This is a genomic window from Streptomyces caeni, from assembly GCF_042678285.1.
In the GTDB taxonomy this organism is placed as follows: domain Bacteria; phylum Actinomycetota; class Actinomycetes; order Streptomycetales; family Streptomycetaceae; genus Streptomyces; species Streptomyces caeni.
In genome coordinates, this window is the sequence record NZ_JBHUDX010000048.1 from 56,348 (window position 1) to 71,547 (window position 15,200).

Below are 15,200 nucleotides of genomic sequence, written 5' to 3' on the forward strand. Positions count from 1 at the left end.
GTCCATGGTGTGCAGCGCCCGCGCCGTCTTACCGAAGTCGACCGCGCCGCGCACCGCCGCACGCAGGCTGGGGCGGCAGCTGATGCGGGCCGCCTGGGCGACCTGGCCCTCGAACGAACTGGACGCGCTGGCACGCAAGTTCCCCAAGGGAGCGCATCAGCCGGTGGTGCTCGGGCTGGTGGCACGAGCCGCCGGGCTGGGCGCCGGGGACGCCGCGTACTGCGCCGCGTACGAGAGCGTGAGCGGGCCGGCCACGGCCGTGGTGCGCTTGCTGAGCCTCGATCCCTTCGACGCCTCGGCCGTCCTGGCCCTGCTGGCGCCCGAGGTGGACATGGTGGCCGCCCGGGCGGGCGAGGCGGCCCGGCGGGCACTCGACGACGGAGTCGACGCCCTGCCCGCGGCGTCCGCTCCGCTGTTGGAGATCGGCGGGGAGGCGCATGCGGCCTGGCCCGTACGGCTGTTCGCCTCCTAGGGGGTGTTTCGGAAGTCCCGCACAGCACCCACGGCGCCCGGCACGCTCCCCCAGGCTCTTCGAGCAGGGGGCACCCCCACTCGCCGCACCGGCCGAAATCCCGAGTACGTCCAGTACGAGGGCTTTCGTCCGGCACGCCGAGAGCACGCACCGGACACCGCGGGCACCGCACAGGACTTTCGAAACACCCCCTAGAGGCACGCGTGCGTTGTCCCGTCGTCCGGGCGTTCCGCCCCAAGACCCCCGACCGGCCTGAACGGCCTCGTCCACGAACGCCGGACGGGCTGTTTGCGGCCAGGCCCGGCTGAAGGAGCTGACCATGCACCTCGACCACACCCATGACGGCCCGTCCGCCGTCAGCGCTGACGCCCGCCGCCCGGACGGCTCGCGCCGTGCCCTCAGGATCGGGCTGGGCGGGCCCGTCGGGTCCGGCAAGACCGCCACCGTGGCCGCGCTCTGCCGGGCCCTGCGGGAGGAGTTCTCGCTCGCCGTCGTGACCAACGACATCTACACCCGTGAGGACGCCGCATTCCTGCTGCGGGAGGCCGTGCTGCCGCCGGAGCGGATCACCGCCGTGGAGACGGGGGCCTGCCCGCACACCGCCATCCGGGACGACATCTCCGCCAATCTCGAAGCGGTGGAGGACCTGGAGGACCGGGTGGGCCAGCTCGACCTCGTCCTCGTCGAGTCCGGCGGGGACAATCTCACCGCCACGTTCTCCAAGGGGCTCGTCGACGCGCAGGTCTTCGTCATCGACGTCGCCGGCGGGGACGACATTCCGCGCAAGGGCGGCCCCGGTGTCACCACCGCCGACCTGCTCGTCGTCAACAAGACCGACCTCGCGCCCCACGTCGGGTCCGACCTCGCGCGGATGGCCGCCGACGCGGCGACGCAGCGGGCCGGACTCCCCGTCGTCTTCCAGTCGCTGCGCGGCCCGGACGGAGTCGCCGCGGTCGCCGACTGGGTGCGCGAGCGGCTCGCGGCGTGGTCGGCGTGACCACGGGAGTACGCGCCAGTGCGCGCATCGTGGCCCGCGCCGGCGGAGGGGGCGGTACGTGCCTGCCCGTGCTCGCGGGGGAGGCGCCGCTCGCGCCGCGCCGTACCCGGGCGAGCGGTGACGAGGCGCGCGTCCTGCTCGTCGGCGCGATGAGCGGGCCGCTCGGCCGGGACCACTTCACCGTCGAGGCCGAGGTGGGCAGTGGCGCCCTGCTGCACCTGGGATCGGCCGCGGCCACCCTCGCCCTGCCCGGGCAGAGCACGGGCGAGGCACGCTACGACGTCCGGCTCCGGGTGGCGGCCGGGGGCGAACTACGCTGGCTGCCCGAGCAGTTGATCTCGGCGCGAGGCAGCGAGTTGTGCGTCTTTGCGCGTGTCGACCTCGCTTCCGGCGCCCGCCTGGTGTTCCGTGAGGAGCAGGTCCTCGGCCGTGCCGGTGAGGAGCCCGGGCGGCTCACGAGCCGGCTGACCGTGCGGCTGGACGGACGGCCGCTGCTCGACCAGGAAGTGGCCTGCGGGCCCGGCGCCCCCGGCGGCTGGGACGGGCCCGCCGTGCTGGCGGGTCACCGGGCGCTCGGGCAACTCCTCTTCGTACGACCGGAGTTCGGTTCGGCGCCGATGGCGCCACGGGTGCTGGGGGAATGCGCCACGCTCACTCCGCTCGCCGGGCCCGCCGTGCTCGTCACCGCGGTCGCGCCGGACGCGCGGCGGCTGCGCCGCGTGCTGGACGAAGCGCTGCGCGATCTCGGTTGAACCGGTCTCTCCGCTCAACGGACAGTCGTGCACCGGTTATCGGATTGGTAAAGAAAGTCAAGTAACCCCTGGTGTCGGCGCCTTCACAGCAGAAAGGATCCCCGCCCATCGCAACCATGTACGGGGAGGTCCCTCTTGAGGGGAATCAGACCGACGAGGCGAGTCACCGGGCTCGGCTCTGTTGGGGCGCTGGTCACGGCGACGCTGATAGCCGGGGCCGTGGCGGCACCGTCGGCCGCCGCCGACACGCGCCACGGCCAGGACCGGGAGGGCCGCGGTGCGGCGATCGCCGCGGCAAGGGCCGCCAAGGCCGGCGTCGACTGGCAGGACTGCCCGGCCGACTGGGGGCTGGAGAAGCCCATCCAGTGCGGCTGGGTCACGGTTCCGCTCGACTACGCCCACCCGAACGGCAGGCAGATCAAGCTGGCCGTCGACCGCATCGGGAACACCGGCACGAAGGAGGAGCGCCAGGGCGCCCTCGTCTACAACCCGGGCGGCCCCGGCGGTTCGGGTCTGTTCTTCCCGCGCCGGGTCACCACCGAGAACGCGGTCTGGGCCAACGTGGCGAAGGCGTACGACTTCGTCGGCTTCGCCCCGCGCGGCGTCGGCCACTCGGCGCCCATCTCCTGCGCCGATCCGCAGGAGTTCGTGAAGGCGCCCAAGGCGGACCCGGTCCCCGACTCCGAGGCGGACAGCTCGCCCAGCGGCGGCTCGCCCGTGAGTACGCGCAGGGATGCCTCGAGCGCACCGGCCGTGCGATGCTGCAGCAGATGACCACGCCCAACACCGCGCGCGACCTGGACGTCATCCGTGCCGCGCTCGGGGAGAAGAAGATCAACTACCTGGGCGTCTCGTACGGCACGTACCTCGGCGCCGTCTACGGCACCCTCTTCCCGGGTCACATCCGCCGGATGATCGTCGACAGCGTCGTCAATCCCTCGCGGGAGAAGATCTGGTACCAGGCCAACCTCGACCAGGACGTCGCCTTCGAGGGCCGCTGGAAGGACTGGGAGGACTGGGAGGACTGGGTCGCGGCCAACGACGCCGCCTTCCACCTGGGCACCACGCGGGCCGCCGTACAGGCGAAGTGGCTGGACCTGCGCGCCACGGCGAAGAAGAACCCCATCGGCGGCGTCGTCGGCCCGGCCGAACTGCTCTCCTTCTTCCAGAGCGCCCCGTACTACGACTCCGCCTGGGCGCGGATCGCGACCGTCTTCAGCAGGTACGTCGCCGGCGACGCCCAGGCGCTCGTCGACGCGGCCGCGCCCGACCTGTCGGACACGGCCGGCAACATCGCCTCGGAGAACGGCAACGCCGTCTACACGGCCGTCGAGTGCACCGACGCCAAGTGGCCCACCAACTGGCGGAAGTGGGACCGGGACAACACCCGGCTGAACAAGGACTACCCGTTCCTGACGTGGGCGAACGCCTGGATGAACCTGCCGTGCGCCACCTGGCCGGTCAAGCAGCTGACCCCGTTGGACGTGAAGACCGGCAAGGGCCTGCCGACCGTCCTGATCGTGCAGTCCACGCGTGACGCCGCGACACCGTTCGGGGGCGCGGTCGAACTGCACAAGCGCTTCAAGGGCTCCCGCCTGATCATCGAGAAGGACGCGGGGTCCCACGGTGTGACCGGTCTGGTGAACCCGTGCATCAACAGCCGGGTGGACACCTACCTGCTCACCGGCAGGACGGACGCCTCCGATGTGACCTGCGCGCCGCACGCCACGCCGAAGCCGTAGTCCCGCACACGCGCGGGGGCGGGCGGCCGGAACCGGGCCGCCCCCTCGTCGTCCCCGTCAGCTCAGCGGCATCCGCGGGAACCTGCGGCTCCTCTCCGCCTTCCCCGTCTTCTCCGCGGCCTGCTCGGCCTTCACGACCGCCGCGTACCGGTCGACGTACTCCTGCTCGGAGAGGGACAGGATGGCGTACATGATCTCGTCGGTGACGGCGCGCAGAACGGCCTTCTCGTTCTCCATCCCGGCGTAGCGGGAGAAATCGAGGGGCTTGCCGAAGCGGATCACCACGGGGCTGAGGCTGGGGATGACCTTGCCCGGCGGCTGCGCCTCGAAGGTGCCGATCATGGCGCAGGGGACGACGGGGACCTGGGCCTTGAGGGCCATCACCGCGACGCCGACCTTGCCCTTGTACAGGCGGCCGTCGTGGGAGCGGGTGCCTTCCGGGTAGATGCCCAGCAACTCGCCCCTGCGCAGCACGCGGAGCCCCTCGCGGATCGCGGCCTGCCCGGCGTCCTTGCCGGAGCGGTCCACCGGGATCTGCCCGATGCTGCGGAAGAACGCGGCCGTGAGACGGCCCTTGATCCCGGGGCCCGTGAAGTACTCCGCCTTCGCGAGGAAGGTGATGCGCCGTTTGAGGATCGCGGGCATCAGGAAGTGGTCGGAGAAGGAGAGATGGTTGCCCGCGACGATGGCCGGTCCTGACGACGGCACATGGTCGAGGCCCTCGATCCGCGGCCGGAAGGCCAGACGCAACAGCGGTCCGAGAATGACGTATTTGAGCAGGTAGTAGAACAAGAGGTCGCTCCTCAGGCGGCGGATCGCCTCAACCGCCGTGTTCCGGCAGCTCGACCGGCGGGGGTGAGCTGCCAGTCTAGAGTCGGCCGCAGGCCGCCGGAACCGGTAGTGCCGGGATCCCGTCGGCCGGGCCGCACGGCGCGCTGGGGAGCGTGCGAGTCACAGAAGGTCCTCGTCGGAATCCTCCGGGTAGGAGTACTCGTGGTCCGACGGGCGGCCCCGCTGCTGCTGCCGCTCCTCCTGCAGGTGCCGGCGCTGCTGCTGGCGCTCCTCCTGCCGGTGCTGGCGCTCCTGACGTGCCTGCTCCTGAGCACCGAGGGTTTCCTCGGTCATGTCCTCGACATAGCCCGAGTCGTCCGCGTACGGGTCGCGTTCCCGGTCGGTCATGGCGGCTCACTCCTCGATGAGGCGAGGTGGACACAGCTCCGCCCCTGATCAGCGTGGCACGAGTCGGGTCCCTGTGCACATCGGTGTCCTTGTGCGCATCGGTGGTCTGCAGCCGGCGCGGGAAGGGCGGGCAGGAGGATCCTCCAGCGCGGTGACGGCGGTCGCCGGTTCCTGTCGCACGGGTCGGGGCGGGAGTCGCCGTTCACGGCCTCCACCAGGTTCTCGGCGACATGGTGCAGTTTCGTGTCGGCCCGCTGGGAGACGGCGACCAGCACGTTCCAGGCGTCCTGGGCGCTGAGGGCGAAACGACGCCGTCAGGACACCCCGGGGTGCTCCGGCGGGTGGGTGCCCGACCCGCCTACGGGCGTCCATCGCCGACGACCGGGCCACCCGCATTCGTGACATCCCGGCCCGCTGCCGGCTGCCGGAGCGCGCGGTCCAGAAGATCATTTCCGATCTGGAGCGGGAGGGCCGTCTCATCCGCATGCGCGAGGGGCGTACCGACACCTGCCTCATCCAGCCGGACACGCCCCTGCGCCACCCGGCGGAGGCGAGCCTGAGCGTCTCCGCACTGCTCGCCCTCCTGGCCGGCCACGACGCCCGGCGCGGCAGCCGGCAGCAGCGACCGTGACCGCCCGCACGCCCCCGTGCCGCGCGGGGGTGGGCTTCAACCGCGTGCACCGGGTACTCGCAGGTACCCGGTCACCGAAAGGAGCCCGAAGTGAGCACCGTAACCGGCAGCAAGATCGTCGTCACGGGCGCCACCGGCAACGTGGGCACCAGCCTGGTGCGCCTGCTCGCCGATGACCCGGACGTCCGCAGCGTCCGGGGCCTGGCGCGCCGGATCCCCGACCTCGGGCCGGCCCGTGTGGAGTGGTCCGAGGCCGACCTCACGTCGGAGGAGACCGACCTGGTGCGGGAGTTCCAGGGCGCCGACGCGGTGGTGCACCTGGCCTGGGCGTTCCAGCCGACGCATGATCCGGTCACGACCTGGCGCACCAATGTCCTCGGCGGCATCCGGGTCTTCGAGGCCGTCGCCGCGGCGAAGGTGCCGGCGCTGGTGCACGCCTCGTCCGTCGGAGCGTACTCCCCCGGACCCAAGGACCACGCCGTGGACGAGTCCTGGCCGACGCACGGCTGGCCGGACGCCGCCTACACGCGAGAGAAGGCGTACCTGGAGCGGGCGCTCGACGTCTTCGAGCACGAGCACCCCGGCGTCCGGGTCGTACGGATGCGGCCCGCCTTCCTCTTCAAGCGCGAGTCGGCGAGCGAACAACGACGCATCTTCGCGGGACGGTTCCTGCCCGGACCGCTGGTCCGCCCCGAACTGCTGCCGTTCCTGCCGGACATTCCGGGACTGCGGGTCCAGGCCCTGCACACCGACGACGCCGCCCACGCCTACCGGCTCGCGGCGCAGGGCGGGGCCAGGGGCGCGTTCAACCTGGCCGCCGAGCCGCCCCTCGACGCGGCCGTGCTGGGTGAACTGCTCGGCGTCCGCCCCGTACGGCTGCCCCGCACCGCCGCCCGGTCGGCGATCGCCGCGGCGTGGGGGCTGCGGCTGCTTCCCACGTCACCGCACCTCTTCGACGCCGTCCTGCGGCTGCCGCTGATGGACTGCACCCGTGCGCACACCGAACTGGGCTGGCGACCGGAGCACACGGCGGTCGAGGCTCTGGAGGAGTTCCTGCACGGAGTGCGGGAGGGCGCCGGTGCCGCGACGGCACCCCTGCAGGGGCGCAAGATCGGCTGAGCCGCGGTGCGGCCGTACCGCCCGTGCCGTGTGAACGGTACGGATCCCGAACCCCGTCATAGCCGAACCGTGCAGGAAAGCGGTCACGATCCATGGCCCTCACAGCGCGCAACGGCACGCCCGGACCCGCCGGCCGGCCGGGAGCCGCGGTCGACGTGGCCGGGCTGGAGGCGGCACTGCGCGACGCGGTCGACGCGGAGGTCCGCTTCGACGCGGGCAGCAGAGGGGCGTACGCCACGGACGCATCCAACTACCGCCAGGTCCCGATCGCAGCCCGGCCAGATCTCCTCACCGGGGCGTGGCGGGCGCCCGGGGGCGGCCGTCGGGCGCGCCCCCGGGCGTCGTTCACGCCGCCAGCACCTTCTCCAGCGCCGCCAGCGCCGACCGCAACTCCTCGTCCGTGATCGTCAGCGGCGGGGCCAGGCGGATCGTCGAGCCGTGGGTGTCCTTGACCAGGACCCCCTCCCGCATCAGGCGCTCGCTGATCTCGCGGCCCGTGCCGATCGCGGGGTCGATGTCGACGCCCGCCCACAGCCCCCGCGAGCGGAAGCCCACGACACCCCTGCCGACCAGCGCGGCGAGTCCGTCCTCCAGCAGCACACCCGCCTCGGCCGCCCTGCGCTGGAACGCGCCCGTCTCCAGGAGACGGACGACCGCGGTGCCGACGGCCGCGGCGAGAGGGTTGCCGCCGAACGTCGACCCGTGCTCGCCCGGGTGCAGAACACCGAGGACATCGCGGCGGGCGACCACCGCGGACACCGGCACGATGCCGCCCCCGAGCGCCTTGCCGAGCAGCAGGACGTCCGGCACGACCTCCTCGTGCTCCACCGCCAGCGTCCGGCCCGTGCGGCCGAGACCCGACTGGATCTCGTCGGCGACGAACAGGCATCCGGCGCGGCGGGTGAGGTCGCGGACCCCGGTGAGATAGCCCTCGTCGGGGATGATCACGCCAGCCTCGCCCTGGATGGGCTCGATCAGCACCGCGGCGGTCGTCTCGTCGACGGCCGCCTCCAGCGCGGCCAGGTCGTTGTACGGCACGACGCGGAAGCCCGGCGTGAACGGCCCGAACCCCGAGCGCGCCGTCTCGTCGGTGGAGAAGCTGACGATCGTCGTGGTACGGCCGTGGAAGTTGCCCGCCGCCACCACGATCGTCGCCCGGTTGGCCGGAACGCCCTTGACCTCGTAGGCCCATTTCCGGGCCACCTTGACGGCGCTCTCCACCGCCTCCGCACCCGTGTTCATGGGCAGCACCATGTCCAGGCCCGTCAGCGCGGCCAGCGCCTCCGCGAACTCCGCCAGCCGGTCGTTGTGGAAGGCGCGGGAGGTGAGGGTCAGCCGGTCCAGCTGACGGTGGGCCGCCTCGATCAGCACCGGGTTGCGGTGCCCGAAGTTGAGGGCCGAGTACCCGGCGAGCATGTCGAGGTAGCGACGGCCCTCGACGTCCTCCACCCACGCGCCCTCGGCGCGGGCGACGACCACGGGCAGAGGGTGGTAGTTGTGCGCGAGGACCGGTTCCTCGGCGCGGATCATCTCGTCGGACGAACGCGTACGGACGGGAGCGGTCATGAACGGATCTCCTGGGTGCAGCACTTGATGCCTCCGCCGGCCTTGTGGAACTCGGAGAGGTCGACGGGGACGGGAACGTATCCGCGGCGTACGAGCTGGTCGGCGAGGGCGGTGGCCCCCGGCGCGATGAAGACGTGCCGGCCGTCCGATACGGAGTTGAGGCCGAAGGCCAGGGCGTCCTCACGGGTGGCGAGCACGGCGTTCGGGTACAGCCGGGCCAGCACCTCGCGGCTGCCCGGCGAGAACGCCTCCGGGTAGTACGCGACGGTGTCGTCGTCGAGGACGAACAGCGCGGTGTCGAGGTGGTAGAAGTACGGGTCCACCAGATGGAGGCTGATCACCGGGACGCCGAAGAACTCCTGCACCTCGCGGTGCGCCTCCCGCGTCGTACGGAATCCGGTGCCGGCCAGGACGTACCGTCCCGCCGGGACCAGGTCGCCCTCGCCCTCGCACACCGATTCGGGCCGGTGGACGTGGAAGCCCGCCGCCTTGAACCAGGTGTCGTAGGCGGTGGACTCGGGGCGGCGCTGCGGTGCGTGGAACTGCGCGCCGAAGACCCGGCCCTCCAGGACGAGCGCGGAGTTCGCCGCGAAGACCATGTCCGGGAGTCCGGCCACCGGCTCCACGCTCTCCACCGTGTGGCCGTGGGCACGGTACGCGCCGATCAGCGCCTGCCACTGTGCGCGGGCGAGATCGACGTCGACCTGTGTGTCGGGGTGCATCCAGGGATTGATCGCGTACTGCACGGCGAAGTGTCTGGGTTCGCAGACGAGAAAGCGCCGGGGGCGCGGTACACGGCTTTCGGGCACAGAAAGACTCCTCCGCTTCCTGCGGGGTCGAAAAGGGGGTGCCACCACGGTAGGAAGGGACCCGGAGGGGCGACAAGCAACAAAAGTTGCGCATGTACGCAGGATTGCTGCGTCGTGGACCAGGTCAGCGCACGTCTGATGCGCGCCCCGGCGTGTCCGCCGGCGCGGGCTGGCTGGCGCCCGCCTCCGGGCTGTCCGGGAGGAGATGGGACAGCACCATGTAGCTGATCGTCTTCCGGATGAACGGCTCGGTGCGGATGCGCTCCAGCACCTCCTCGAAGTGCTCCACATCCGTCGCCCGCACATGCAGCAGCGCATCCGCACCGCCGGTCACCGTCATGGCCGCGGTGATCTCCGGATGGTTGCGCACGACCTCCGCCAGCCGCCGGGGCGGCGCCGCGCCCTCGCAGTACACCTCGACGTACGCCTCCGTGCGCCATCCCAGCGCCGACGGCTTCACCGTGGCCGTGAACCCGGTGATCACACCCGTCTCGCGCAGCCGGTCCACGCGCCGCTTGACCGCGGTCGCGGACAGGCCGATCGTCGCGCCGATCTCCGCGAAACTGCTGCGGGCATTGGCCGTGAGCGCGGTGATGATCTTCCGGTCGAGCTCGTCGAACATGGCTGGCCTGCTGTTCATGCGGGCACTGTATCCAGCGATAACGTCTCGGCTCCGGACATGTCCAGGAGTGCGGAATCCTCCTACACTCCACCTTCATGCTGCGCGCCCTCGCCGTCGATGACGAACGCCCCTCGCTCGGGGAACTCCTCTATCTGCTGAACGCCGACCCGCGGATCAGCAGCGTGGAGGGCGCGAGCGACGCGACCGAGGCCCTGCGCCGTATCAACCGTGCGCTGGAGTCCGGCCCCGACGGCCCCGACGCCATCGACGTCGTCTTCCTCGACATCCACATGCCCGGGCTCGACGGGCTGGAGATGGCCCGGCTGCTGACCGGCTTCTCCCGGCCGCCGCTCGTCGTCTTCGTCACCGCCCACGAGGGGTTCGCCGTGCAGGCCTTCGACCTCAAGGCGGTCGACTACGTCCTCAAGCCCGTGCGCCACGAGCGGCTCGCGGAGGCGGTGCGCCGCGTCGCCCTGCTGCGGGAGACCACAACGCCGATCCCCGTGCACGAGCCCGATCCCGACCACATATCCGTGGAACTCGGCGGCGTGATGCGCTTCGTCCCCGTCGAGGAGATCACCCACGTCGAGGCGCAGGGCGACTACGCCCGCCTGCACACCGCCCACGGCAGCCACCTCGTACGGATCCCGCTGTCCACCCTGGAGGAGCGCTGGCGCTCGCGCGGGTTCGTCCGCATCCACCGCCGCCACCTCGTCGCCTTGCACCACATCGACGAGCTGCGCCTGGACGCGGGCACGGTGAGTGTCCTCATCGACTCCGTCGAACTCCAGGTCAGCCGCCGGCACGCCCGCGAACTGCGGGACCTGCTGATGCGCCGGACGACGGGACAGTGAGGCAGGCATGGCACAGGAACCCACGGAACGCCGTGTCGTCGTCACCGGACCGCCCCGGCACACCCGCCGAGCCTTCGGCTACTACCGCCCGCAGACCGAGATCGACGAACAGACCACGCTCGGGCACACCTATGTGCGCTCGCTCATGCGCAGCCAGCTCCGTGCGGCCCTGCTGGTGTTCACGGTCCTCGTGCTCCTGGTCGGGCCGCTGCCCCTGGTGTTCCTCACCATCCGGAACCACGGCCTGGAGTGGGTCGTCCTCGGCTTCTGCCTCTATCCGCCGCTGGTGCTGCTGGCCGCATGGTACGTGCGCCGTGCCGAACGCAACGAGAAGGACTTCGTCCGTCTCGTCGAAGACCGCTGAGGACCGCTGAGGACCGCCCGTGAACCAGAACTACTCCGTCCCCGCGGTCGCCCTCGTCGTCCTGGCGACCGTCCTCGTCGGCGCCTTCGGGCTGCGCATCTCCCGCACCACCTCCGACTTCTACGTCGCCTCCCGCACCGTCGGCCCCCGCCTCAACGCGGCCGCGATCAGCGGCGAGTACCTCTCCGCCGCCTCGTTCCTCGGCATCGCCGGCCTGGTCCTCGTCCAGGGCCCCGACATGCTGTGGTACCCGGTCGGCTACACCGCCGGCTATCTCCTGCTGCTCCTGTTCGTCGCCGCCCCGCTGCGCCGTTCCGGCGCGTACACCCTGCCCGACTTCGCCGAGGCCCGGCTCGCCTCGCAGCAGGTGCGACGGCTCGCCGGGGCCTTCGTCGTCGGGATCGGCTGGCTGTACCTGCTGCCCCAGTTGCAGGGCGCCGGGCTCACCCTGGCCGTGCTGACCGGTGCCCCCGACTCGCTCGGCGGGATCATCGTCGCCGTCGTCGTGGTCGCGACCGTCGCCGCGGGCGGCATGCGCAGCATCACCTTCGTCCAGGCGTTCCAGTACTGGCTCAAACTCACCGCCCTGCTGGTCCCGGCCCTCTTCCTGCTGCTGGCCTGGCAGGGCGACGGATCGCCGCGCGGCGCGTTCGCCGAACCGGCGACCTTCCGCGACCACCGCGTCGTGCGGATCGACGACGGCCTCGACCTCAGACTCGACGGTCCGCTCGACGTCACGGCGACGGGCACGATCGACGGCCGGGACTACACGGGGCAGCGCGTGGCCCTGACCACCGGGGTCCATCGCGTCGAACGCGACACCCTGCTGACCTTCGCCGGGGGCGACCCCGTCCCCGCCGTCGTGCGCGGCAGCGCCGCCGGCATGTCGTCCTCGATGGAGTCCGGCCGGGAGGAACGCCCGCTGTACGCCACGTACGGACTGATCCTGGCCACCTTCCTGGGCACGATGGGCCTGCCGCACGTCGTCGTCCGCTTCTACACCAGCCCGCACGGCGTCGCCGCGCGCCGCACCACCGTCGCGGTACTCGGCCTGATCGGAGCCTTCTACCTGCTGCCTCCCGTCTACGGGGCGCTGGGCCGGCTGTACGCCCCCGAACTCACCCTGGCGGGCGACGCCGACGCAGCCGTCCTGCTGCTGCCCGAGCGCGTGATCGGCGGGCTCGGCGCGGATCTGCTCGGGGCGCTGGTCGCGGGCGGGGCCTTCGCCGCGTTCCTGTCCACCGCGTCCGGGCTGACCATGGCGGTGGCGGGGGTGCTCACCCAGGACGTGCTGCCGTCGCGGGGCGTGCGGCACTTCCGGCTCGGCACCGGGCTGGCGATGGTGGTGCCCCTCGCGGCCAGCGTGCTGGTGGGCGGGCTGCCGGTGGCTGACGCGGTGGGGCTCGCGTTCGCGGTGTCCGCCTCGTCGTTCTGCCCACTGCTCGTGCTGGGCATCTGGTGGCGGCGGCTGACCCCGCCCGGCGCGGCGGCCGGGATGCTGCTGGGAGGCGGGTCGGCGTTCGCCGCGGTGACGGCGACCATGGCGGGCTGTCCGGGCACCGGCTTCCTGCACGCCCTGCTCGCCTGGCCCGCCCTCTGGTCGGTGCCGCTCGGATTCCTGACCATGCTGCTGGTGTCCCTCGCCACACCGGGGCGGGTGCCGGCCGGCACGGCGGCGATCCTGGCGCGCTTCCATCTGCCGGAGGAACTGCGGGCGGAGGTGAAGGCGTGAGCGGCTTCATCGCGGGCCTGTGCGTGGCCGTACTGCCGTTGCTGGCCGTCGGGTTCTGGCTCGGGCGGCGCACCGCGCGCCCCGAGAACCTCGGCGGGCTCGGCACCCCCGTCGAGCACGCCACCTTCCAGACCCTGCACACCGCGTCCCTGGCCGCGCCGCCGCTGCGGGCCGGGCTCACCGAGGAGACGGCCCGCAAGTCTGCGCGCCGGCTGCGGACCCTGCTCGGCACCGACGCGCTCTGCCTCACCGACCGGCACGCCGTGCTGGCCTGGGACGGAGTGGGCGAGCACCACCGCGACGAGGTGCTGGAACGGCTCTGCGGGCCGCTGGAGAGCGGCCGCGGCGAGGCGTTCCGCCTCCGGTGCGACGTCCCCGACTGCCCACTGCGCTGGGCCGTCGTCGCCCCGCTCACCGTCGACGACCGGGTGCACGGAGCGCTCGTGGCCTGCGCGCCCCGAGAGTCCGCCATCCTCGTCCGGGCCGCCGGCGAGGTCGCCCGCTGGGTCTCCGTACAGCTGGAACTGGTGGACCTCGACCAGTCCCGCACCCGGCTCATCGAGGCCGAGATCAAGGCACTGCGCGCCCAGATCTCCCCCCACTTCATCTTCAACTCGCTCGCCGTGATCGCCTCGTTCGTGCGCACCGATCCGGAACGGGCCCGGGAACTCCTCCTGGAGTTCGCGGACTTCACCCGGTACTCGTTCCGCCGGCACGGCGACTTCACCACGCTCGCCGACGAACTCCACGCCATCGACCAGTACCTGGCCCTCGTGCGGGCCCGCTTCGGCGACCGGCTCTCGGTCACCCTGCAGATCGCGCCCGAGGTACTGCCCGTGGCCCTGCCGTACCTGTGCCTGCAGCCCCTCGTCGAGAACGCCGTCAAGCACGGGCTGGAGGGCACCACCGACAAACGGCACATCAGCATCATCGCGCGGGACGCGGGCGCCGAAGCCAAGGTCGTCATCGAGGACGACGGCGCGGGCATGGACCCCGAGCAACTGCGCCGCATCCTCGCCGGGGAGACCAGCCCGTCGGGCGGCATCGGGCTGTCCAACGTGGACGACCGGCTGCGCCAGGTCTACGGCGACGACCACGGGCTCGTCATCGAGACCGCGGTGGGAGCGGGCATGAAGATCACCGCCCGGCTGCCGAAGTACCAGCCCGGGGTGCACTCGGCGGGACGGCTGCCCCGGGAGTGAGCGTCATGTGCTGCGCGAGGCCACCATGCCGAGAGTGACCAGGCCGAGGACGACCCAGCCGAACCACAGCCAGCCGTTGCTGCCGAGCGCCACCGTGTAGGCCGTCACGACGACGAGGCCGGCCACGGTGATCACCCCCATCGTCTTCGTGGAACCGGGCATCGCGACACCCTCCTCATGGTCCGTCCCTCCCCATGGTGCCCCGTTCTGCTTGCGCACGGTGCAGACGACCAGATGAGTTCCGGACATCCGGGCGCTCCTGCCCGTCCGGGAGGCGGCCTCGTAACGGCTCGGGGCGTAGCCGTGGTCCTTCGGCGGCACGTCCCGCGCGCACGCCGCGTCCGACAGGCCCTTGGCCGCGCTGAGGGTGGTCCCGGGGGCCAGCCGGGTGAGGCCGGGCACCCGCTGATCGTGCGTCCCGGCGTACGACACCAGCCGGGCGACCCGCGGCGACGGTGCGCCGAGGCAGTCCCCCTTCTGCAGGGCGGCGGCGTCGGTGAACCGCATCCCGGGCCTGCGGTACTCCCCGAGCGGCCCGTACACCGGGCCGTGCGCGCCCAGCACCAGGCACGCGGTGCGCCGCCCGGCCGCCGGGAAGCCAGCCCGGGACGGGACCACCGCGTAGGCGCGGACGTCCGCGAGCTTCGCCCGCAGCCCCCGTGTGCGCCGCGCACCCAGCGGGCCCCTGCCGGCGGGCCTCGTCGGCGGACGCGCTGCCGACGACCGTCATGACCTGCCCGTCCGGGGCCTTCTCGGCACACGTCGGATCCACGGTCAGCCGCGGCGTTCCCCGGAAGGAGGCCCCGGGCCAGTCGGCGACGACGCACTCCCCGGCCTTCAGGGGGCGGGCAAGGCCGACGGCGTCTCCGTACGGTGCCGGCGTCCCGCCCTGTGGCCGGCACGCCGGTACCCGGCCCATTTCCTGTTGCCGTCCCCGAACGTGACGCAAATACGGGTGGTGTCACCCTTGAAGGGGCACAGCGGATTTCCACAGGAACACTTCACGGCGGGTTGCCCCTGTGCATCGAATTGCTTCAGCCGTTTGACGTCACAGACCGTCGGCCTGCGCGAACCTCCGTGCAGGCCGGGTGTGTCACCCGCCTGCAGGCCACGGGCGCCTGCGGCACCCGGACCGTGGTGTCACGGCCGAGGGCGGCGA

Annotated in this window: 15 protein-coding genes and 1 pseudogene; 10 read left to right on the forward strand and 6 right to left on the reverse strand. The window is 72.2% G+C overall.

From position 1 onward, the window contains the following. The 4 genes and pseudogenes from ACFSL4_RS17995 to ACFSL4_RS18010 all read left to right on the forward strand — a co-directional run. The coding region (locus tag ACFSL4_RS17995; RefSeq protein WP_381083745.1) for an urease accessory UreF family protein at nucleotides 1-472 on the forward strand (472 nt) is incomplete at its 5' end. Nucleotides 473-791: 319 nt separating this feature from the next. Next, nucleotides 792-1,469, forward strand: a complete 678-nt coding sequence (ureG, locus tag ACFSL4_RS18000) for an urease accessory protein UreG (RefSeq protein ID WP_381083747.1) — start codon at nucleotides 792-794, stop codon at nucleotides 1,467-1,469. Next, nucleotides 1,457-2,221, forward strand: a complete 765-nt coding sequence (locus ACFSL4_RS18005) for an urease accessory protein UreD (RefSeq protein WP_381083749.1) — start codon at nucleotides 1,457-1,459, stop codon at nucleotides 2,219-2,221. The genes ureG and ACFSL4_RS18005 overlap by 13 nt, the downstream gene beginning before the upstream one ends. Nucleotides 2,222-2,356: 135 nt before the next feature. Next, a pseudogene (locus tag ACFSL4_RS18010) lies at nucleotides 2,357-3,963 on the forward strand (alpha/beta hydrolase). 57 nt (nucleotides 3,964-4,020) lie between these two features. On the opposite strand, the gene ACFSL4_RS18015 reads toward ACFSL4_RS18010, so the two are convergent. Both ACFSL4_RS18015 and ACFSL4_RS18020 read right to left on the reverse strand, forming a co-directional pair. Further along, on the reverse strand, nucleotides 4,021-4,755 hold the full coding sequence (locus ACFSL4_RS18015) for a lysophospholipid acyltransferase family protein (RefSeq protein WP_381083751.1): 735 nt from the start codon (nucleotides 4,753-4,755) through the stop codon (nucleotides 4,021-4,023). A gap of 159 nt (nucleotides 4,756-4,914) precedes the next feature. Continuing rightward, the gene (locus ACFSL4_RS18020; protein ID WP_381083753.1) at nucleotides 4,915-5,142 is read right to left on the reverse strand and encodes a hypothetical protein; all 228 of its coding nucleotides are present in this window, start codon (nucleotides 5,140-5,142) and stop codon (nucleotides 4,915-4,917) included. A 484-nt stretch (nucleotides 5,143-5,626) separates the two neighbouring features. On the opposite strand from ACFSL4_RS18020, the gene ACFSL4_RS18025 reads away from it, so the two are divergent. Both ACFSL4_RS18025 and ACFSL4_RS18030 read left to right on the forward strand, forming a co-directional pair. Continuing rightward, complete coding sequence (locus ACFSL4_RS18025; protein WP_381083755.1) at nucleotides 5,627-5,773, forward strand: hypothetical protein; 147 nt, start codon at nucleotides 5,627-5,629, stop codon at nucleotides 5,771-5,773. Between the two features lie 90 nt (nucleotides 5,774-5,863). Continuing rightward, entirely contained in the window at nucleotides 5,864-6,892 is a 1,029-nt protein-coding gene (locus ACFSL4_RS18030) for an SDR family oxidoreductase (RefSeq protein WP_381083757.1), read from the forward strand. Nucleotides 6,893-7,237: 345 nt separating this feature from the next. On the opposite strand, the gene rocD is transcribed toward ACFSL4_RS18030, so the two are convergent. The 3 genes from rocD to ACFSL4_RS18045 all read right to left on the reverse strand — a co-directional run bounded on the left by rocD (nucleotide 7,238) and on the right by ACFSL4_RS18045 (nucleotide 9,907). Beyond that, nucleotides 7,238-8,458, reverse strand: coding sequence for an ornithine--oxo-acid transaminase (gene rocD / locus ACFSL4_RS18035; protein WP_381083759.1), 1,221 nt, complete (start codon nucleotides 8,456-8,458; stop codon nucleotides 7,238-7,240). Continuing rightward, nucleotides 8,455-9,267, reverse strand: a complete 813-nt coding sequence (ddaH, locus tag ACFSL4_RS18040; protein WP_381083761.1) for a dimethylargininase — start codon at nucleotides 9,265-9,267, stop codon at nucleotides 8,455-8,457. Before ddaH ends, rocD begins: the two co-directional genes overlap by 4 nt. 124 nt (nucleotides 9,268-9,391) lie before the next feature. After that, nucleotides 9,392-9,907, reverse strand: coding sequence for an Lrp/AsnC family transcriptional regulator (locus tag ACFSL4_RS18045; RefSeq protein ID WP_381083763.1), 516 nt, complete (start codon nucleotides 9,905-9,907; stop codon nucleotides 9,392-9,394). A 77-nt stretch (nucleotides 9,908-9,984) separates the two neighbouring features. Here ACFSL4_RS18045 and ACFSL4_RS18050 point away from each other — a divergent pair, with 77 nt between their 5' ends. The 4 genes from ACFSL4_RS18050 to ACFSL4_RS18065 are packed head-to-tail and all read left to right on the forward strand — an operon-like array spanning nucleotide 9,985 to nucleotide 14,041. Further along, on the forward strand, nucleotides 9,985-10,743 hold the full coding sequence (locus ACFSL4_RS18050; protein WP_381083765.1) for a LytR/AlgR family response regulator transcription factor: 759 nt from the start codon (nucleotides 9,985-9,987) through the stop codon (nucleotides 10,741-10,743). Nucleotides 10,744-10,750: 7 nt separating this feature from the next. Next, entirely contained in the window at nucleotides 10,751-11,107 is a 357-nt protein-coding gene (locus ACFSL4_RS18055) for a hypothetical protein (RefSeq protein ID WP_381083767.1), read from the forward strand. A 19-nt stretch (nucleotides 11,108-11,126) separates the two neighbouring features. Beyond that, on the forward strand, nucleotides 11,127-12,839 hold the full coding sequence (locus ACFSL4_RS18060; RefSeq protein ID WP_381083769.1) for a sodium/solute symporter: 1,713 nt from the start codon (nucleotides 11,127-11,129) through the stop codon (nucleotides 12,837-12,839). Further along, nucleotides 12,836-14,041, forward strand: coding sequence for a sensor histidine kinase (locus ACFSL4_RS18065; protein WP_381083771.1), 1,206 nt, complete (start codon nucleotides 12,836-12,838; stop codon nucleotides 14,039-14,041). Before ACFSL4_RS18060 ends, ACFSL4_RS18065 begins: the two co-directional genes overlap by 4 nt. Nucleotides 14,042-14,044: 3 nt before the next feature. Here the strand turns inward: ACFSL4_RS18065 and ACFSL4_RS18070 are convergent, their stop codons facing one another. Further along, on the reverse strand, nucleotides 14,045-14,605 hold the full coding sequence (locus ACFSL4_RS18070) for a hypothetical protein (protein ID WP_381083833.1): 561 nt from the start codon (nucleotides 14,603-14,605) through the stop codon (nucleotides 14,045-14,047). Nucleotides 14,606-15,200 lie beyond the last annotated feature (595 nt).